This is a genomic window from Pseudomonas sp. CIP-10, from assembly GCF_020911845.1.
Classification (GTDB): domain Bacteria; phylum Pseudomonadota; class Gammaproteobacteria; order Pseudomonadales; family Pseudomonadaceae; genus Aquipseudomonas; species Aquipseudomonas alloputida.
In genome coordinates this window covers 5,903,746-5,921,160 of record NZ_CP087160.1, presented here as the reverse complement: position 1 = coordinate 5,921,160, position 17,415 = coordinate 5,903,746, and the positions used below count along the sequence as shown (strand labels likewise).

Annotated in this window: 17 protein-coding genes; 6 read left to right on the top strand and 11 right to left on the bottom strand. The window is 62.8% G+C overall.

The annotated features are described in order from the left end of the window. Window positions 1-12: 12 nt before the first annotated feature. The 3 genes from LMH93_RS26645 (at window position 13) to LMH93_RS26635 (ending at window position 2,171) form a co-directional block, all read left to right on the top strand. Window positions 13-1,161 (top strand): NAD(P)/FAD-dependent oxidoreductase, encoded by a 1,149-nt coding sequence (locus LMH93_RS26645; RefSeq protein ID WP_060544887.1) that lies wholly within the window; start codon window positions 13-15, stop codon window positions 1,159-1,161. Between the two features lie 187 nt (window positions 1,162-1,348). Then, the gene (locus LMH93_RS26640; RefSeq protein ID WP_003253355.1) at window positions 1,349-1,648 is read left to right on the top strand and encodes an HU family DNA-binding protein; all 300 of its coding nucleotides are present in this window, start codon (window positions 1,349-1,351) and stop codon (window positions 1,646-1,648) included. A gap of 148 nt (window positions 1,649-1,796) precedes the next feature. Beyond that, on the top strand, window positions 1,797-2,171 hold the full coding sequence (locus LMH93_RS26635) for a hypothetical protein (protein WP_003253357.1): 375 nt from the start codon (window positions 1,797-1,799) through the stop codon (window positions 2,169-2,171). Between the two features lie 178 nt (window positions 2,172-2,349). Here LMH93_RS26635 and LMH93_RS26630 read toward each other — a convergent pair whose 3' ends face one another. From LMH93_RS26630 to exbB, 6 genes are all read right to left on the bottom strand, one after another. Beyond that, window positions 2,350-3,753: an aminoacyl-tRNA deacylase and HDOD domain-containing protein gene (locus LMH93_RS26630; protein WP_003253359.1), complete on the bottom strand. Its 1,404-nt coding sequence runs from the start codon at window positions 3,751-3,753 to the stop codon at window positions 2,350-2,352. A gap of 78 nt (window positions 3,754-3,831) precedes the next feature. Continuing rightward, entirely contained in the window at window positions 3,832-5,910 is a 2,079-nt protein-coding gene (gene recG / locus LMH93_RS26625) for an ATP-dependent DNA helicase RecG (RefSeq protein WP_014861179.1), read from the bottom strand. Window positions 5,911-5,913: 3 nt separating this feature from the next. Beyond that, window positions 5,914-6,840 (bottom strand): hydrogen peroxide-inducible genes activator, encoded by a 927-nt coding sequence (locus LMH93_RS26620; RefSeq protein ID WP_185279841.1) that lies wholly within the window; start codon window positions 6,838-6,840, stop codon window positions 5,914-5,916. Between the two features lie 94 nt (window positions 6,841-6,934). Beyond that, window positions 6,935-7,666 (bottom strand): energy transducer TonB, encoded by a 732-nt coding sequence (locus tag LMH93_RS26615; RefSeq protein ID WP_003253366.1) that lies wholly within the window; start codon window positions 7,664-7,666, stop codon window positions 6,935-6,937. After that, window positions 7,663-8,091, bottom strand: a complete 429-nt coding sequence (gene exbD / locus LMH93_RS26610) for a TonB system transport protein ExbD (protein ID WP_003253367.1) — start codon at window positions 8,089-8,091, stop codon at window positions 7,663-7,665. The genes LMH93_RS26615 and exbD overlap by 4 nt, the downstream gene beginning before the upstream one ends. A 3-nt stretch (window positions 8,092-8,094) precedes the next feature. Next, window positions 8,095-9,057 (bottom strand): tonB-system energizer ExbB, encoded by a 963-nt coding sequence (exbB, locus tag LMH93_RS26605; protein WP_019752799.1) that lies wholly within the window; start codon window positions 9,055-9,057, stop codon window positions 8,095-8,097. A gap of 189 nt (window positions 9,058-9,246) precedes the next feature. Between exbB and LMH93_RS26600 the strand changes: the two genes are divergently transcribed. Continuing rightward, a complete protein-coding gene (locus LMH93_RS26600; RefSeq protein WP_014861182.1) occupies window positions 9,247-10,104 on the top strand; it encodes an SDR family oxidoreductase in 858 nt (285 codons plus the stop codon). Between the two features lie 169 nt (window positions 10,105-10,273). Here the strand turns inward: LMH93_RS26600 and LMH93_RS26595 are convergent, their stop codons facing one another. From LMH93_RS26595 to LMH93_RS26575, 5 genes are all read right to left on the bottom strand, one after another. Further along, window positions 10,274-11,005, bottom strand: coding sequence for a hypothetical protein (locus LMH93_RS26595; RefSeq protein WP_003253373.1), 732 nt, complete (start codon window positions 11,003-11,005; stop codon window positions 10,274-10,276). A 56-nt stretch (window positions 11,006-11,061) separates the two neighbouring features. Continuing rightward, the gene (locus LMH93_RS26590; RefSeq protein ID WP_003253379.1) at window positions 11,062-11,442 is read right to left on the bottom strand and encodes a RidA family protein; all 381 of its coding nucleotides are present in this window, start codon (window positions 11,440-11,442) and stop codon (window positions 11,062-11,064) included. Between the two features lie 23 nt (window positions 11,443-11,465). Continuing rightward, complete coding sequence (spoT, locus tag LMH93_RS26585; protein ID WP_004575214.1) at window positions 11,466-13,574, bottom strand: bifunctional GTP diphosphokinase/guanosine-3',5'-bis pyrophosphate 3'-pyrophosphohydrolase; 2,109 nt, start codon at window positions 13,572-13,574, stop codon at window positions 11,466-11,468. A 59-nt stretch (window positions 13,575-13,633) separates the two neighbouring features. Next, window positions 13,634-13,897 (bottom strand): DNA-directed RNA polymerase subunit omega, encoded by a 264-nt coding sequence (gene rpoZ / locus LMH93_RS26580; RefSeq protein ID WP_003253383.1) that lies wholly within the window; start codon window positions 13,895-13,897, stop codon window positions 13,634-13,636. Between the two features lie 240 nt (window positions 13,898-14,137). After that, the gene (locus LMH93_RS26575; protein ID WP_020192232.1) at window positions 14,138-15,010 is read right to left on the bottom strand and encodes a LysR family transcriptional regulator; all 873 of its coding nucleotides are present in this window, start codon (window positions 15,008-15,010) and stop codon (window positions 14,138-14,140) included. Window positions 15,011-15,215: 205 nt separating this feature from the next. Here LMH93_RS26575 and LMH93_RS26570 point away from each other — a divergent pair, with 205 nt between their 5' ends. Together LMH93_RS26570 and LMH93_RS26565 are read left to right on the top strand one after the other, a co-directional pair. Next, window positions 15,216-16,598, top strand: a complete 1,383-nt coding sequence (locus tag LMH93_RS26570) for a glutamine synthetase family protein (protein ID WP_003253387.1) — start codon at window positions 15,216-15,218, stop codon at window positions 16,596-16,598. Window positions 16,599-16,602: 4 nt separating this feature from the next. Then, window positions 16,603-17,370 (top strand): gamma-glutamyl-gamma-aminobutyrate hydrolase family protein, encoded by a 768-nt coding sequence (locus tag LMH93_RS26565; RefSeq protein ID WP_003253389.1) that lies wholly within the window; start codon window positions 16,603-16,605, stop codon window positions 17,368-17,370. Window positions 17,371-17,415 lie beyond the last annotated feature (45 nt).

The following is a 17,415-nucleotide window of genomic DNA, read 5'->3' as shown; positions in this document are numbered from 1 at the left end:
GGAAAGCACGACATGACGTCCCCTGTGGTAATCATCGGTACCGGCCTTGCGGGCTACAACCTGGCCCGTGAATTTCGCAAGCTCGATACGCAGACGCCGCTGTTGCTGATCACCGCCGACGATGGTCGTTCGTACTCCAAGCCGATGCTTTCCATGGGCTTTGCCAAGCAGAAGGACGCCGACGGCCTGTGCATGGCTGAGGCGGGTGCCATGGCCGAGCAATTGAACGCCGAGGTCCGCACCCATACCCGCATCAGCGGCATCGACCCGGGCCACAAGCGGCTGTGGATCGGCGAAGAGGCCGTGGAATACCGCGATCTGGTGCTGGCCTGGGGGGCGCAGACCGTGCAAGTGCCGATCGAGGGTGATGGCGGCCATCTGGTATTCCCGATCAACGATCTGGAGGACTACGCGCGCTTCCGTGCTGCCGCCGCGGGCAAGCAGCGTGTCCTGATCCTCGGCGCCGGCCTGATCGGCTGCGAATTCGCAAACGACATGAGCCTGGGTGGTTTCAAGGTCGACGTTGTGGCGCCGTGTGAACAGGTCATGCCGACCCTGCTGCACCCGGCCGCTGCGGCGGCTGTACAGGGTGGGCTGGAGGGGCTGGGAGTACGCTTTCACTTGGGGCCGGTGCTGACCCGCCTGCAGCAGGTGACCCAAGGCCTGGAGGCGCACCTGTCGGATGGCAGCGTGATTGCCTGCGACCTGGTGGTTTCGGCCATCGGCCTGCGCCCACGTACCGATCTGGCTGCCGCAGCTGGGCTGCAGACCAATCGAGGTGTAAGCGTAGACCGCGAGCTACGTACATCACACGCCAACATCTTCGCCCTTGGCGACTGTGCCGAAGTCGATGGCATCAACCTGCTGTACGTGATGCCGCTGATGAGCTGTGCCCGGGCGCTGGCGCAAACCCTGGCCGGCAAGCCGACGGCAGTTTCCTACGGGCCGATGCCTATCACCGTGAAAACCCCGGCCTGTCCGCTGGTCGTCTCGCCAGCGCCACAGGGTTGCGAAGGCACCTGGCAGGTAGAGGGGCAGGGCAGTGACCTCAAGGTGCTCTGCCTTGATGCCGACGGCAAGTTGCTGGGCTACGCCCTGACCGGAGCGGCGGTGATGGAGAAGCTGGCGCTGAATCGTCAGTTACCAGCGGTTATGGCGTAAATAGCGGCTGTTCTGTCGGATTTATCCTGTTGTTGCCTGCACAATGGCCGCCCAGATACTGGCGCGGCCCCTGAGCTCGTGCCATTCTCACTCCCGTCTGCCGCAGATTAGAGCCTGCGGTGCCTTGAGCGCTGCTCCCAGAGGCAGCACGGCATAACAACAAGAATTCCGTCAAAGAGGCTTCACTATGCGCAAACCAGAACTCGCCGCCGTCATCGCCGATAAGGCTGATCTGACCAAGGAAAAGGCCAATCAGGTTTTGAACGCGATTCTCGACAGCATTACCGGTGCCCTGGACAAGGACACCGTGACCTTGGTCGGTTTCGGCACCTTCGAAAAACGTCATCGCGGCGCGCGTACCGGCAAGAACCCGCAAACTGGGGAACCGGTCAAGATCAAGGCCAGCAATACCGTGGCCTTCAAGCCTGGCAAGAACCTGCGCGACAGCGTTAACGCCCCCGCCAAGCCAGCCAAGAAAGGCAAGTGATCGCTCCCTGACAACCCCAGTGTCGGCCAAGCGGGCGCCCCAAGGCGCCCGTTGTGCTTTCTGCAGGCAAAATGTTTCGAACTTGCATAAATAGTTCTGGAAAAGGATAAACTGCGCGCCTTAGTCACTTTTCATTCGAGGCGCGTTGATGAAGTTCCGCTTTCTTCTCTGGGCCATGGGGCTGTTGATGGCCAGGGCCAGCCGTAATAACCCCGCATTCCAGCAGCAGCTCAAGGGCAAGGACTTGGTGTTCCAGATGCAGACCCTGGACGGCAAGGTCGCCCGACACTTCATCGTCCACAACGAACGCATCAGCAGCAAGGGCGGCGCGCACCCACAGCCGGCGTTCGCCATTGCCTTCAGGGACGCCGCTTATGGCTTCGCCACCATGCAGGCGGGTAACAAGCAGCTGGCGTTCATGCAGGGGATTCAGGAAAAGCACATCCAGATCAAGGGCAATCCGGCGCTGGTGATGTGGTTCCAGGGGTTGATGAAATACCTGAAACCGAAGAAGAAAGGCTGAAACCCGACGGGGATGCCCATGCTGTACCTGTGGGAGCGGGCGTGCCCGCGAAACAAGCGACGCGGTGCATGGCACCGGCTTCGCCGGTGTTCGCGGGCAAGCCCGCTCCCACAGTCCAATCGCGCCAGCTTTTAGAAATTGAGCAAGACAGTTGCTGCCACAGACTATGTGTTAATGCTTAATGCGGTGTGTGGAACTGCGAAGCCAGCTCACGCAACAGGTTCTCGGCTTCGAGCACCTTGTTCACCACATCCTCAGCCTTGTCCCGGGTAATGCTCAGGCGTTCCAACAGCTCGTCAGGAATCTCTTCCTGCGGCCCTGAGCCTATACCTCGCGAGCGCAGCAGGCGGGTGGCCAGGCACACCAAGTTGGGGAACGCGAAATATTCGCCGTCGTAGGCTGGATCGTGCTGAAAGCGCAAGGCAGTCGACAGCTCTTCTGGCATGTCCCACAGCTTCATCAGCCAGGCACCGATCTGTTCGCGGCTGATGCCCAGCAAGTGTTGTTCCACATAGGTATGGTTCAAATGCGGGTTGACCTCAAGGTGGCGGCAAATCAGCGAAAAATGCGGTGGGAACACGTGCGCCAGCAGCAGGTAGCCAAAGTTGTGCAGTAGCCCGGCCAGGTAAGTCAGCCCGGCCTCGGGGCGTTCTGCGCGCGGCATGGCGCGGGTCAGGCCTTCGATGATCGCGGCGGTGTAGATCGATTGTTGCCAGTAGGGCGTGGCCTGCTGCGGGTGGTCTTTGGGCAGGCTCAAGGTCTTGCCCAGCGCCAGGCCCAAGGCCAGGTTGATCACCAGGTCGAAACCCAGCACACGCACGATGGCGTCTTCTACCGAGCGGATCTTGCCCGGTGATCCATAGTAGGGCGATGCAGCCCAGCTCACCACCTGTGCCGCCAGCGCCGGGTCGGTTTCGACTACGCCGGTGATGTCGTCGATGCTGGCGTTGGGATCTACCCGCAGCTTGATGATCTTCTGCGCGGTGTCGGCGAGCGGTGGAATTTCGATGGTTTCTTCTAGGCGTTTCTGAATGCGTCGGGCAGTGAAGGCCTGGACCGCATCGGTGATTTCCCGGGTGTCGTCATCGGGGCGGTCGAGATTGGGGCTGATCGCTTCGACTTGCTGGCCAAAGCTACTGGCGCTGGCCTTGGCCAGCATGCGCTTGAAGTGTGCGCGTTCGATTTCCAGCAACAGGCCGGCTTCGCCTGACTGGATAAAGACAGTTTCGGCGTCGAGCAGGCTCTTTTCGTACTGACATGGCGAGCTGGTCAGCGCCGGGATGCCCGGCAGGGCCTTGAGGTGGTGCTTGTCGAGCATCTGCTTCAGGCGCGGCACCGACACCGCGGTCAGCTTGCGCCCGGTCAGCTCGGCCAGGCGGTTGAGGTCCAGCAGGTGGCTCTGCGGGAACAGCACCATGAGGGCGCCGACCTCGTCGTCGAGAAGGACAGCCTGCACCCGCGAAGCCGCAGGCAGGTGCGAGTGTTCGACCACCTGGCGGTAGGGCACGCCGAGCTTGTCGAGCAGCAGCCTGATGACGGAGGGGGCGTGTGGGGTTGCGGTGTCCAGGGCAACTTCAGTCATGGTCCGTATCCACTGTTTCTTTTAAACGCGAAGTATAACCAGCCTGCGAGCAAATCTGGATCCATTCTGGGACTGGCGTCACACTTGGCCATATTGTTGGCCGTGGCGCAGCCAGCGGTCCAGCAGCGGGCTGACGTGTTCCGGCCAGCGTGATACCAAGGCCTGGGCCGCGTCGCGCACGGCCGGCAGCAGGTCGGCGTCGCGCATCAGGTCGGCGACCTTGAACTGCAGCAGACCGGTCTGGCGGGTGCCGAGCATCTCACCCGGGCCCCGCAGTTCAAGGTCTTTTTCGGCGATGATGAAGCCGTCGTTGGTCTCGCGCATGATCCCCAAGCGCTCGCGGCCGATCTGCGACAGCGGCGGGTGGTACAGCAGCACGCAATGGCTCACGGCACTGCCTCGGCCTACCCGGCCGCGCAGCTGGTGCAACTGTGCAAGGCCCAGGCGCTCGGGGTTCTCGATGATCATCAGGCTGGCGTTGGGCACGTCCACGCCCACCTCGATGACCGTGGTGGCGACCAGAAGCTGCAGGTTGCCAGCCTTGAACTCGGCCATGATCTCGGCTTTTTCCGCCGGTTTCATGCGCCCGTGGATCAACCCCACCCTCAGCTCGCCTAGCGCGCTGCCAAGCTCCTCGTAGGTGCTTTCGGCGGCCTGGCAGGTGAGTTCTTCGGACTCTTCGATCAGCGTGCATACCCAATAGGCCTGGCGCCCCTCGGCGCAGGCGGCGCGTACCCGCTCGACCACTTCGAAGCGGCGGCTGTCGGCCACCAGCACGGTGTTCACCGGCGTACGGCCTGGCGGCAATTCGTCGAGCACCGAGGTGTCCAGGTCGGCGTAGGCGCTCATGGCCAGCGTGCGCGGAATAGGTGTGGCGGTCATGATCAACTGGTGCGGGCACAGTTCGCCGGCCACGCCCTTCTTGCGCAGGGCCAGGCGCTGCTGCACGCCGAACCGGTGCTGTTCGTCGATGATTGCAAGGGCCAGGTGCTTGAACCTTACCTCTTCCTGGAACAGCGCGTGGGTGCCGACCACCATGGGTGCACCGTTGGCGATCTGCTCCAGGGAAGCAGCCCGGGCCTTGCCCTTGAGTTTGCCGGCTAGCCAGGCGACTTCGATGCCCAGCGGTTCCAGCCAGCGCTTGAAGGTAATGTAGTGCTGCTCGGCGAGGATCTCGGTGGGTGCCATCAATGCCACCTGGTAGCCAGCCTCCAGCGCCTGCAGCGCCGCCAGTGCAGCGACCACGGTCTTGCCGGCACCCACGTCGCCCTGCACCAGGCGCATCATCGGTTCGTGTTGGCTAAGGTCGTAGGCAATTTCGTTGGCTACCCGCTGCTGCGCGCCGGTCGGCTGGAAGCCCAGGTTAGCCAGGTATTGCGCCTGCAGGCGCGTGGCCTTGGGCAGTACCGGCGCACGCAGGCTGCGCAGGCTTTCGCGCAGGCGTTGCTGCGACAGCTGATGGGTCAGCAACTCTTCGAAGGCCAGGCGGTGTTGAGCCCAGTGCTGGCCTTCGGCGAGCTCGTCGAGGTCAGCGTCGGCCGGCGGGTTGTGCAGGTAGCGGATGGCTTCGTCCAAGGGTGCCAGCTGGTAGTCCCGGGCAAGTTCGTCAGGCAGCCAGTCGGGCAGGCTACGCGGGCCAAGCAGCGCAAGGCTCTGCTGGCACAACAGGCGCAGGCGTTGCTGGGTAAGGCCTTCGGTGGACGGGTAGATCGGCGTCAGGGTCTGCTCCACCGGTGGTGGTGGCTCGTTGCCGTTCAGCGCACGGTACTCCGGGTGGTAGATTTCCAAGCCCGAAGCGCCGGGGCGGGCTTCTCCGTAGCAGCGCAGGTGGGTGCCCCGCTTCAGGCCCTCCTTCTGCGCGTTGCTGAAGTGGTAGAAGCGCAATGTCAGCACACCGCTCCCGTCGCCCAGGCGCACCACCAGGCTGCGGCGCTTGCCCATGGTCACATCGGCACCACTGACCACGCCCTCGATAACCGCGTCCTGGCCGGGACGCAGTTGGCCGATTGGCACCACGCGCGTACGGTCCTGGTAGCGCAGGGGCAGGTGGAACAACACGTCCTGCAGGTTTTCCAGGCCGACCTTGGCGAGTTTCTCCGCCATAGCCTCGCCCACGCCTTTCAGTACTGTGACCGGGACCTTCGACAGCTCACTCATGACTCAGGCCGGTTGTTCCGCAGGGCTTTTGGCGACCGAGCACAGGCGGATCGAATCGGCGAGGATCTCGATGGCCTTTGGCCGCGGGAAGCTGGCGCGCCAGGCGATGGCGACCGTGCGGAACGGTGCCGGTGCCGTCAGCGGGCGCACTTCGATGACGCCGGGGGCATAGTGATGGCTGTGCACTGCCGACAGCGGCAAGATCGATACGCCAAGGCCGGAAGCCACCATGTGACGGATGGTTTCCAGCGAGCTGGACTCAACCGTGGTGTGCCGTGAGCCTTCACCCCCCTTGTTCAGGGTAGGGCAGGCTTCCAGTACCTGGTCACGGAAGCAGTGGCCCTCACCAAGCAGCAGCAGGCTCTTGTCGTTGAGCATGGCGGTGTCGATGGTCTTCTTCGCCGTCCATGGGTGGTCGGCAGGCATCAGGGCGCAGAACGGTTCGTCGTATAGCGGTAGCGTCAGCACGTCGGCTTCGTTGAACGGCAGGGCGATGATCACCGCGTCCAGTTCGCCGTTGCGCAGCTTTTCGCGCAGTACGTGGGTGAAGTTTTCTTCGATGTACAGCGGCATTTGCGGCGCTACGCGGTGCAGCTGCGGGATCAGGTGCGGGAACAGGTAGGGGCCGACGGTGTAGATAGCGCCGACCTTGAGCGGAGCGGTCAGCTGATTTTTGCCGGCCTGGGCCAGCTCGCGAATGCCTTGGGCCTGCTCCAGTACCTTCTGCGCTTGGGCGACGATGTTTTCGCCGACCGGGGTCAGACGTACTGCGCTTTTGCTGCGCTCGAAGATCAGAACGCCAAGCTCGTCCTCGAGCTTCTTCACACCGACCGACAGGGTGGGTTGGCTCACGTGACAGCGCTCGGCGGCATGGCCGAAGTGCTGTTCCTGGGCGAGTGTGACGATGTAGCGTAATTCTGTGAGGGTCATAACGTGCGTCCATGAAGTTGCGAGCCCAGCATAGCGGCTGCAATTGATAGACGCACGTTATCAGACTTGCCGAATTGTGACAGAAACAAAAGTCTTAGCGGCGGTCCAGTGAGTAGACGAACGGTGCCACGACTTCAATCGTGCCATTGTTCAGCAACTCGGGTGGCGGCTTGGGTACCGTGCCGGCCCGACGGATCATTTCCAGGGTCGCCCGGTCCAGTGCGGCACTGCCCGAGCCACCGGCCATGGAGTACGACACGACCTTGCCTTCGGCGTCGACCACGAAGCGCAGGCGGTTCATGCCTTGCAGGCCACGACGGCGCGCGTCTTCCGGGTAACGCTTGTACTTGGCAAGGTGGCGCAGCAGGTCGCTCTGCCAGGTTGGCAGGGCGTTGCTGTTGGACGCAATGCTCGGTGCCGGTGCCGCGGACTTCTGCGGTGGCGTGTTGCTGGGCGGTGCGTCCACCGTTTGCTCGGTGGGTGGTGCTTCCTTCGGCGGCTCAGGCTTTTTCTCGGGCTTGGGCGGCTGCGGCTTGGCCTTTGGCTTGGGCGGCTTGGGGATGGCGATCTTGGGCTTGGGCGCTTCTGCCAGCTTCGGCAACGGTGGTTCCTCGACCGGTGCCGGTGGCTGCGGAGCTGCCTTTGGGGGTGGTGGTGGCGCAGGCTCCGGCAACGGTGCCAGTTCGACCATCATCGCTGCCGGGGGCAGTTCGATGGCCTGTGGTACCGACCAGTTGAGCGTCAGCAGCACGGCGACCACGTGCACACCCAGCACGATCGCCAGGCTGCCACCGTAGCGCGCCATGTTAGAGCGCGTTTTCATCATTTCTTGGCTGCCGTCTCGAGACCTACCAGACCGACTTTCAGGTAGCCGGCCGCGCGCATGTTGTTCATCACCTCCATCAGGTCGCCATAATCCACGCCTTTGTCAGCCTGGAAGAAGATGGTGGTTTCCTTGTCACCCTTGGTCTTGGCGTCGAGCATCGGGCCAAGCTGGTCGGGTGCAGCAACCTGATCGTCGCCGACATACAGCTTCTGGTCGGCCTTGACGCTGACGAACACCGGTTTCTCTGGCCTTGGCGCCGGTTTGGCGGTTGAGGCCGGCAGGTCGACCTTGATGTCGACCGTGGCCAAGGGGGCGGCGACCATGAAGATGATCAGCAGCACCAGCATCACGTCGATGAACGGCGTAACGTTGATTTCGTGGTTTTCGGCGAGGTCGTCGCCACCTTCGTTGAGATGCAGGCCCATGGCTTACCCCACTTTCACCATGTGCGGGGCGGCGCGCTCGCTACCCTGGTGGTCCAGATCACGGCTGACCAGCAGCAGTACCTGAGCGGAGGCATCGGACACCTGTGCCTTGTAACCGGCAATGGAGCGGGCGAAGACGTTGTAGATGACCACGGCCGGGATTGCCGCGACCAGGCCCAGAGCAGTGGCCAGCAGCGCTTCGGCGATACCTGGGGCAACGACGGCCAGGTTGGTGGTCTGGGTCTTGGCGATGCCGATGAAGCTGTTCATGATGCCCCATACGGTACCGAACAGGCCAACGAACGGTGCGGTGGAGCCGATGGTTGCGAGGACGCCGGTGCCGCTGCTCATGGTACGGCCGCTGGCATGCACCAGGCGCTCCAGACGGAAGCTGACGCGCTCCTTGATGCCTTCTTTTTCGCGAGCGTTAGTCGAAAGGCGCATCTCTTCGAGGGCATCGTGGACCAGGGTATGGGCCAGGGTGCCTTCCTTGTTGGAGACTTCGCTGGCTTCCTTCAGGGTGGTGGACTTCTTCAACTGGGCGATTTCACCCCGCAGGCGGCGCTTGGCGCCCATCAGCTCGAAGCCTTTGGCAATCCAGATGGTCCAGGTGATGATGGAGGCGATGGCCAGGCCGATCATGACGATCTTCACCACGATGTCGGCGTTCTTGTACATGCCCCATGGGGACAGGTCATGGGCCATGCCCAGCGAGGTGTCTTCGACCAGGGCTTGAACGCTTGGGTCTGCATCTGCCGGGTTGGTGGCAGTGGCACCAGGCGCCGGCGCATCGACCGGGGCAGCAGCGGGTGCGGCCGGGGCAGTAGCAGCCGCAGGTGTGGCTGCGTTGGTGGTTGGCTCATCGGCCATGGCCACCGGGGCCAGCACCAGGCTGAGTGTCAGCGCGGCGATGGCGCGCCAGGCGCGCGACGGGGTTGGCGAAGCGGAAGGTTGAGTACGTGTCATGCTGGCCGGACCTGATGAAGAAAAAGTGAACGTTCTCCAAGGCCTCGATGTAGGCCGAGAACAATTTGGCGGCCATTATTGCAAGTAATTCTTGTTAACAAAAGTAATATTGTAGCTTTTTTCGCCTATGGTCTAGCCGCCCATCGTGTAGCGTGGCCAGGCTGATCAATTGGTCTAGGGAGTTTAGAGATGTCAGACCTTTCCGTGATGGTGGTGGGTTGTGGTGATGTGGGTGGGCGTCTGGCCAAGCAGATGTTGGCTAAAGGCTGGCAGGTGAGCGGCCTGCGCCGTTCTGTTGGTCAGCTGCCCGCAGGGGTTCAGCCGGTTGCCGCAGATTTGGCCGAACCGTCGATACCGCAGGCCTGGCCACAGGGCCCGCTGGACTACCTGGTGTACTGCGTGGCGGCCAGCCAGCACGATGAGGCGGGTTACCAAGCAGCCTATGTCGATGGTTTGCGCCATGTGTTGGCCTGGTTGGCCGAGCGTGGCCAGCGCCCGCGTCGCCTGCTGTTCGTCTCAAGCAGCAGTGTGTATGCGCAGAAAGGCGGCGAGTGGATAGAGGAGGGCGCTGCCACCGAGCCTGAGGGCTATTCCGGGCGTGTGATGCTGGAGGCTGAACGGTTGGCACTGGCCAGCGGCATCCCGGCGAGCGTGGTCCGCCTGACCGGTATCTATGGCCCAGGGCGTGAGTGGTTGCTGAGCCAGGTGCGTCAGGGTTACCGCGTTGCCGAGGAGCCACCGCTGTATGGCAACCGCATTCATGCCGAAGATGCCGCCAGCCTGCTGGCGTTTCTGCTGCAGGCCGATGCTGATGGCAAGGCTCTGGACGACTGCTACATTGGCGTTGATGACGACCCGGCGCCACTGGCCGATGTGGTGGCCTGGCTACGGGCGTACATGGGGGTTACCGAATGGTCCGATGAGCAGCGGGTGCGGCGTACTGGCAGCAAGCGCTGCAGCAATGCGCGGGCGCGGGCGCTGGGCTGGGCGCCTGAGTATCCGAGCTACAAGGAAGGCTACGCCGCGATTCTGGCAGGAAAAGCCTAGCTGGCAGGTGGCGCGATCCCTTGTGGGAGCAACTGTCTTGCTCAATTTCTAAAAACTGGCGCGATCCCTGTGGGAGCGGGCTTGCCCGCGAACACGGGCGAAGCCCGTGCCATCCACCGCGGTGTCTTCTTCGCGGGTAACCCCGCTCCTACAGGGACCGTGCATCATCTCAGCTGCGCTCCAGCGCCCATTGACGCTTGCCCGCTGCCAGCTCTGGCATTTCATCCGGCTGGGCACGGTTCACTGCCTGGAAAATCTCCAGCTTGTCACCATCGCGCTTGATGATGAACGGTGCGCCACGCTGGTTGCGCTCCAGCCACAGGCTGTCATTGTTGCCACCCATGGTCGCGCAATCACCTGCCAGGCACAGGGCGAAGCGGTCCGGCCCCGGTAGGCCGGTGACGTTGCCGGTATCGCTGAAGCGTACACTGGCACCTTTGCCTTGGCCGTCGACGATCTTCCAGTCACCACCCAGGTAGGCCTGGTAAAGCGCTTTCTCGAAGCTGCTGCCCAGTGGTGCATTGGCTGTCGCCGGTGTCTTGGCGCGCACGAAGGTTTGCTTGGCGCCGTTCTGGGCGACGGCCAGCAGCTCGTCGCCATCGAGCGAAAGCTGCTCGGTCTGGCCGCCTTGGAAACGGGCCTGCCATTGCTTTTCATTGGCGCTCAGCTGGCCGTCAGCGGCCTCGAAACCATTGCTATAGCTAGCTTGCTGATTGGCCACGTCGAGCTTCCACTCGAACACTGGGCCGTGCTCATTCAGCGCCTGGCGCAGGCTGCCGGCTTTGACCGCCGCAGTGATGGCTTCCTGGTTGATCCAGATACCGTTGAAATCTTCGGGTTTGTGGCTGGTGCAGCCGCCCAGTAGCAGGGCTGCCAGCGCGAAGGGCAGTGCTTGACGCATGACGGGGTAACCTTGCAGAGGAAGGAGGGTGACGGGCAGGGCCCGTCACCAGGGCATCATTCGATGACCAGGATGGCGTCCATTTCGACCTGGGAGCCTTTCGGCAACGCGGCAACGCCGATGGCGGCGCGGGCCGGGTAGGGCTGTTCGAAGTAGCGGCCCATCACCTCGTTTACCTTGGCGAAGTGGCTCAGGTCTGTGAGGAAGATGTTCAGTTTCACGATGTCCTTGAACGAACCGCCAGCAGCTTCAGCCACGGCCTTGAGGTTCTCGAACACCTGCACGGTCTGGGCTTCGAAGCCTTCGACCAGTTCCATGGTCTTCGGGTCCAGAGGGATTTGGCCCGACATGTACACGGTGTTGCCGGCCTTGATCGCCTGCGAGTAGGTGCCGATGGCGGCAGGGGCCTTGTCGCTGTTGATGACGGTTTTGCTCATGATGACTCCTTGCGGTTGGCGGACTACGTACGCATGCGGGTGATGCGGACCACACCGGTCAGGGTACGCAGCTTCTTGATCACACGCGCCAGGTGCACGCGGTCGTGCACGCTGACCACCAGTTGGACCACGCTGATACGGCCGTCGCGTTCGTCCATGCTGATCTTTTCAATGTTGCCGTCGGCGGCGTTGACGCTGCTGGCCAGCAGGGCGATCAGCCCGCGCTGGTGTTCCAGTTCGACACGCAGTTCGACATTGAACTCGCCAGTGATGTCCTTGGCCCAGGAGAGTTGCACGCACTTTTCGGGGTTGTGGCGGATTTCACTGATGTTGCGGCAGTTCTCCAGGTGCACGACCATGCCTTTGCCGGCCGACAGGTGGCCGACAATCGGATCACCCGGGATCGGCGTGCAGCACTTGGCGTAGCTGAGCACCAGGCCTTCGGTGCCGCGGATCGCCAGCGGGCCTTCTGGCGCCGGCAGCTGTTCGCCTTCGGCCGACAGCAGGCGGCGCGCGACCACGTAGGCCATGCGGTTGCCCAGGCCGATGTCTTCGAGCAGGTCTTCTAGCAGCTCCAGGCGGTACTCGGCGAGAATAGACTCGATGCGTTCCTGGGGGATTTTCTCCAGGCTGCTGTCGAAGCCAGTGAGCACCTTGTTCAGCAGGCGCTCGCCCAGGCTGATGGATTCGGAACGGCGCTGTTGCTTGAGCGCGTGGCGGATATTCGTGCGTGCCTTGCCTGAGACCACAAAGTTGAGCCAGGCCGGGTTTGGCCGAGCGCCCGGGGCGCTGACGATTTCCACTGTCGAGCCGCTTTGCAGCGGTTCGGACAGCGGCGCCAGGCGGCGGTTGATGCGGCACGCGATGCAACTGTTACCAACGTCGGTGTGCACCGCGTAGGCGAAGTCGACGGCCGTGGAGCCTTTGGGCAACTCCATGATCCGGCCTTTGGGCGTGAACACGTAGACCTCGTCCGGGAACAGGTCGATCTTCACGCTCTCGATGAATTCCAGGGAGTTGCCGGCACGTTGCTGCAGTTCGAGGATACCCTTGACCCACTGGCGGGCACGCGCGTGGCTGCCCTTGGGCTGCTCGTCGTCGTTTGACTTGTACAGCCAGTGCGCGGCGATGCCGTTGTTGGCCATCTCTTCCATTTCGCGGGTGCGGATCTGGATTTCGATGGGCACGCCGTGCATGCCAAACAGGGTCGTGTGCAACGACTGGTAGCCATTGGCCTTGGGGATCGCGATGTAATCCTTGAAGCGTCCGGGCAGCGGCTTGTACAGGTTGTGCACGGCGCCGAGCACGCGGTAGCAGGTGTCAACCTTGTCGACAATGATGCGGAAGGCATACACGTCCATGATCTCGTTGAAGGCACGGCGCTTGCCGCGCATCTTCTTGTAGATGCCATAGAGGTGTTTCTGCCGCCCGCTGACCTCGCCCTCGATGCCGTCGGCGGACAGGCAGTTGGCCAGCGAGTGCTCGATCTTGGCGACGATTTCTTTGCGGTTGCCGCGTGCGCTCTTCACTGCTCGATGAATCAGCGACGAGCGCATCGGGTGCATGGCCTTGAAGCCAAGGTCTTCGAACTCCACGCGCACGGTGTGCATCCCCAGGCGGTTGGCGATGGGGGCGTAGATCTCGAGGGTTTCCTTGGCGATGCGCCGGCGTTTTTCGCCAGACAGCACTTCCAGGGTGCGCATGTTGTGCAGGCGGTCGGCCAGCTTGACCAGGATCACGCGGATATCGCGGGCCATGGCCATGGCCATCTTCTGGAAGTTTTCCGCCTGTGCCTCGGCCTTGGTCTCGAAATTCATCTGGGTCAGCTTGCTGACCCCATCGACCAGTTCGGCCACGGTCTCGCCAAACTGCTGGCTGAGGGCTTCCTTGGCGATGCCGGTGTCTTCAATCACATCGTGCAGCATGGCCGCCATCAGGCTCTGATGGTCCATGTGCATGTCGGCGAGGATGCTGGCCACGGCCAGCGGGTGGGTCACGTAGGGCTCGCCACTGCGGCGGCGTTGCCCATCGTGAGCCTGTTCGGCGTAGAAATAGGCACGCCGAACCAGGTTGACCTGTTCGGGGCCAAGATAGGTCGACAGCCGTTCGGCCAAGGCTTCTATACCCGGCATGGGTTCACCTCCTGCCGAGGAAGAGGGCCTTGCGCCGTACGACGTCGACCTGGCATCAATCAGACAGCCTCGTTGTTCTCGTCCTCGAACGCGGCGAACACCGGATCCTCGGTGACGATCTCTTCAGCGGCGATGAACTCGTTGGTGACGATGCCTTCGGCAATTTCACGCAGGGCAACAACGGTTGGCTTGTCGTTTTCCCACGCAACGCGTGGCTCTTTGCCGCCGGTCGCCAGCTGGCGAGCGCGCTTGGTCGAGAGCATGACCAGCTCAAAGCGGTTATCCACGTGTTCCAGGCAGTCTTCAACAGTTACGCGGGCCATGGTCTTCCTCAGTAGCAATTGCGGTGGGCGTGCAGCCCATTAATGGGCAGGCGGACTCGATAGTATAAAAATTCACCAGCCAATAGGGAAGCGCTGTTTTGCCGGGCGGTACCTGCAAACCCTGCGATGCCTTCTTCGCGGGTGAACCCGCTCCTACAGGGACCGCGTAGCTTGTCGCGGCGGGTTTACCCGCGAAAGGGCCGGAACAGACACCCTCAGTGCATGAGCCTGACGATAACCTCAGAGCATCGCGTCACGCAACCGCGGGGTCAGCTCTTCGAACAAGGTTTGCACCGAGCGCAACGCACGGCAATCCGGCCGGGTCAGCAACCACAGCTGAGTGTCGCAGCCGGGCAGGGGGCCGCTGAGTGCATCCACCCCGGGCAGCGCATGCACCATGTAGTCCGGCAGTGCTGCCACGCCCAGGCCGGCCATTACCAACTGGGCGATGGTCGACATGCTGCTGCACTGGTAGCGCGGGCTCAGGCCCGGGTGTTGTTGGTTGCGCCAGACCACCGTAGGGTGGTCCTGCATCGAGTCGTCTGGTGCGATCCACGGCACGCTGGCGGGGGACTCACTCAGGCGCTCGCGCCACTGTGGCTGGCCGCAGACTACATAGGAGGTCGAACCCAGGTTGCGGCCAACCAGGTGCTCCGGAGGTGTGTTGGTCAGGCGCAGGGCGATGTCGGCGTCGCGCCGGCTGAGGTTGGCGAAGGTGTTGGAGGTGCCCATCTCCAGCGACAAGGCCGGGTAGTTGGGCATGAACTCGGCCAGTGCCGGCAGCAACAGGCTGTGCATCACCGCCTCCGTGCAGGTCAGGCGCACCGTGCCGCTGACCACCTGCTCGCCACTGGTCATGGCAATGCGCGCCGCTTCCAGCGCCTGCTCGGCACGTTCGGCCTGCTCGGCCAAGGCCTGGGCGGTGTCAGTCGGCAGATAGCCCTTTCGGCTCTTGACGAACAAAGCAGTGCCCAGCGCCGACTCCAATCGGCGGATCGAGCGGAATACGGTCGAAACGTCGACTTTGAGCAGTTCGGCGGCTTTGGCCAGCGAGCGGCCACGTTCCAGTGCCAGGACCAGAGAGAGGTCTGCGTGGGTTATCTGATATTGCATTGGTGCACGCTCTGCTTGCCAAATTGCCAATGTCTGTTGCGTCTGGGCCATTTTATAGTGAAACGGCCCCCCGGAATCAATGCGCCCGGTCGGGTAACCAGTCCCCACGATGGGAAAGTGAAAAGAACAACAGCTGCAACCATCGTCGCCCGTGAGGCGCCAGCCGTATCCCCACATCGCCGCAGCACATCAAAGGATGTACACCATGACGTCGGTAACCCCGTGCGCCAGTTCTTCCAGCGAGATGAATGACTTCCTCCAGGCCCATCCGGACACGCAGTACGTAGACCTGCTGATCTCCGACATGAATGGCGTGGTACGTGGCAAGCGCATCGAGCGGGCCAGCCTGCACAAGGTGTACGAGAAGGGCATCAACCTGCCCGCATCGCTGTTCGCCCTTGATATCAACGGTTCCACTGTCGAAAGCACCGGCCTTGGGCTGGACATCGGCGACGCCGACCGTATCTGCTTCCCGATCCCCGGCACGTTGTCGGACGAGCCGTGGCAGAAGCGCCCCACCGCCCAGCTGCTGATGACCATGCACGAGCTGGATGGCCAGCCGTTCTTCGCCGACCCGCGTGAAGTGTTGCGCCAGGTGGTGAGCAAGTTCGACGACCTGGGCCTGGATATTTGCGCCGCGTTCGAGCTGGAGTTCTACCTGATCGACCAGGACAACCTCAACGGCCGCCCGCAGCCGCCACGCTCGCCGATCTCCGGCAAGCGCCCGCAGTCGACCCAGGTGTACCTGATCGACGACCTCGACGAGTACGCCGACTGCTTGCAGGACATGCTCGAAGCAGCCAAGGAACAGGGCCTGCCTGCCGACGCCATCGTCAAGGAAAGCGCCCCAGCGCAGTTCGAGGTCAACTTGCACCACGTGGCGGATCCGCTGAAGGCCTGCGACTATGCGATCCTGCTCAAGCGCCTGATCAAGAACGTCGCCTACGACCATGAAATGGACACCACCTTCATGGCCAAGCCCTACCCGGGCCAGGCAGGCAACGGCCTGCATGTGCACATTTCATTGCTGGACAAGAAAACCGGCAAGAACATCTTCGCCAGTGACGATCCGCTGCAAAGCGATACGCTGCGCCACGCCATTGGTGGCGTGCTGGAAACCATGCCGGCGTCGATGGCCTTCCTGTGCCCCAACATCAACTCCTACCGCCGCTTCGGTGCGCAGTTCTACGTGCCCAATGCGCCGAGCTGGGGCCTGGACAACCGCACCGTGGCCGTACGCGTGCCCACCGACAGCAGCGACAATGTGCGCCTTGAGCACCGTGTAGCCGGCGCCGATGCCAACCCGTACCTGATGCTCGCGGCGATCCTTGCCGGCGTTCACCATGGCCTGACCAACAAGGTCGAGCCCGAGGCGCCGATCGAAGGCAACTCCTACGAGCAGCTGGAGCAAAGCCTGCCGAACAACCTGCGCGATGCCCTGCGCGCGCTGGATGACAGCGAAGTCCTCAACCAATACATCAGCCCGGACTACATCGATATCTTCGTGGCCTGCAAGGAAAGCGAACTGGCCGAGTTCGAAGTGTCGATTTCCGACCTCGAGTACAACTGGTACCTGCACACGGTGTAAGCCCATGAGCGCAAATGCGGTCCCTTTGATCGGTGTCAGCGCCTGCCGTCAGCAGGTAGGGAAGAACTCCTCGCATACGGTCGGCGACAAGTATGTCGAGGCGGCCGGCTTTGCCGGCTTGCCACTGATCTTGCCGGCCCGTGATGGCGGCAGCGACACGCAAGCGCTGCTGGCCCGCCTGCACGGCATTGTTTTTACCGGCTCGCCTTCAAATATCGAGCCGCATCATTACAATGGCGCCCCCAGTGTGGCGGGTACCCGGCATGATCTGGCGCGTGATCGCCTGACCCTGCCGCTGCTGCAGGCAGCCATTGCCGTCGGTGTGCCCGTATTCTGCATCTGCCGAGGCTATCAGGAGCTGAATGTGGCCCTTGGCGGCAGCCTGCACCAGCGTGTGCAGGAACTGCCTGGCTACCTTGACCACCGCGAACCTGAGGACGCCCCCCTGGAGGTGCAATACGGCCCTCGCCACTCGGTCAGCATCGAGCCTGGCGGGTTGTTCGAGCGCCTGGGGCTGGTGGCGCAGTTCGAGGTCAATTCGCTGCACAGCCAGGGCATCGACCGTCTGGCCCCGGGCCTGCGCGTCGAGGCACGGGCCCCGGATGGCCTGATCGAGGCGGTGTCCATGCCTGCGGCGCCGGGCTTTGTGCTCGGGGTGCAATGGCACCCGGAGTGGCGCTTCAACGAAAACCCGGTTTCGCTGCGTCTGTTTGAAGCGTTTCGCGAGGCCTGCAATGCCTACGCAGCACGGGAGGGCTCACGGCAGGAATGATTCTGGCGTCAGCCGAAGGTCTCGGATGACTCGTCCCCGATAGCA

Coding starts and splice junctions, on each gene's coding strand:
- LMH93_RS26645 (WP_060544887.1), top strand. CDS start 13: ATGACGTCCCCTGTGGTAATCATCGGTACCGGCCTTGCGGGCTACAAC.
- LMH93_RS26640 (WP_003253355.1), top strand. CDS start 1,349: ATGCGCAAACCAGAACTCGCCGCCGTCATCGCCGATAAGGCTGATCTG.
- LMH93_RS26635 (WP_003253357.1), top strand. CDS start 1,797: ATGAAGTTCCGCTTTCTTCTCTGGGCCATGGGGCTGTTGATGGCCAGG.
- LMH93_RS26630 (WP_003253359.1), bottom strand. CDS start 3,753: ATGACTGAAGTTGCCCTGGACACCGCAACCCCACACGCCCCCTCCGTC.
- recG (WP_014861179.1), bottom strand. CDS start 5,910: ATGAGTGAGCTGTCGAAGGTCCCGGTCACAGTACTGAAAGGCGTGGGC.
- LMH93_RS26620 (WP_185279841.1), bottom strand. CDS start 6,840: ATGACCCTCACAGAATTACGCTACATCGTCACACTCGCCCAGGAACAG.
- LMH93_RS26615 (WP_003253366.1), bottom strand. CDS start 7,666: ATGATGAAAACGCGCTCTAACATGGCGCGCTACGGTGGCAGCCTGGCG.
- exbD (WP_003253367.1), bottom strand. CDS start 8,091: ATGGGCCTGCATCTCAACGAAGGTGGCGACGACCTCGCCGAAAACCAC.
- exbB (WP_019752799.1), bottom strand. CDS start 9,057: ATGACACGTACTCAACCTTCCGCTTCGCCAACCCCGTCGCGCGCCTGG.
- LMH93_RS26600 (WP_014861182.1), top strand. CDS start 9,247: ATGTCAGACCTTTCCGTGATGGTGGTGGGTTGTGGTGATGTGGGTGGG.
- LMH93_RS26595 (WP_003253373.1), bottom strand. CDS start 11,005: ATGCGTCAAGCACTGCCCTTCGCGCTGGCAGCCCTGCTACTGGGCGGC.
- LMH93_RS26590 (WP_003253379.1), bottom strand. CDS start 11,442: ATGAGCAAAACCGTCATCAACAGCGACAAGGCCCCTGCCGCCATCGGC.
- spoT (WP_004575214.1), bottom strand. CDS start 13,574: ATGCCGGGTATAGAAGCCTTGGCCGAACGGCTGTCGACCTATCTTGGC.
- rpoZ (WP_003253383.1), bottom strand. CDS start 13,897: ATGGCCCGCGTAACTGTTGAAGACTGCCTGGAACACGTGGATAACCGC.
- LMH93_RS26575 (WP_020192232.1), bottom strand. CDS start 15,010: ATGCAATATCAGATAACCCACGCAGACCTCTCTCTGGTCCTGGCACTG.
- LMH93_RS26570 (WP_003253387.1), top strand. CDS start 15,216: ATGACGTCGGTAACCCCGTGCGCCAGTTCTTCCAGCGAGATGAATGAC.
- LMH93_RS26565 (WP_003253389.1), top strand. CDS start 16,603: ATGAGCGCAAATGCGGTCCCTTTGATCGGTGTCAGCGCCTGCCGTCAG.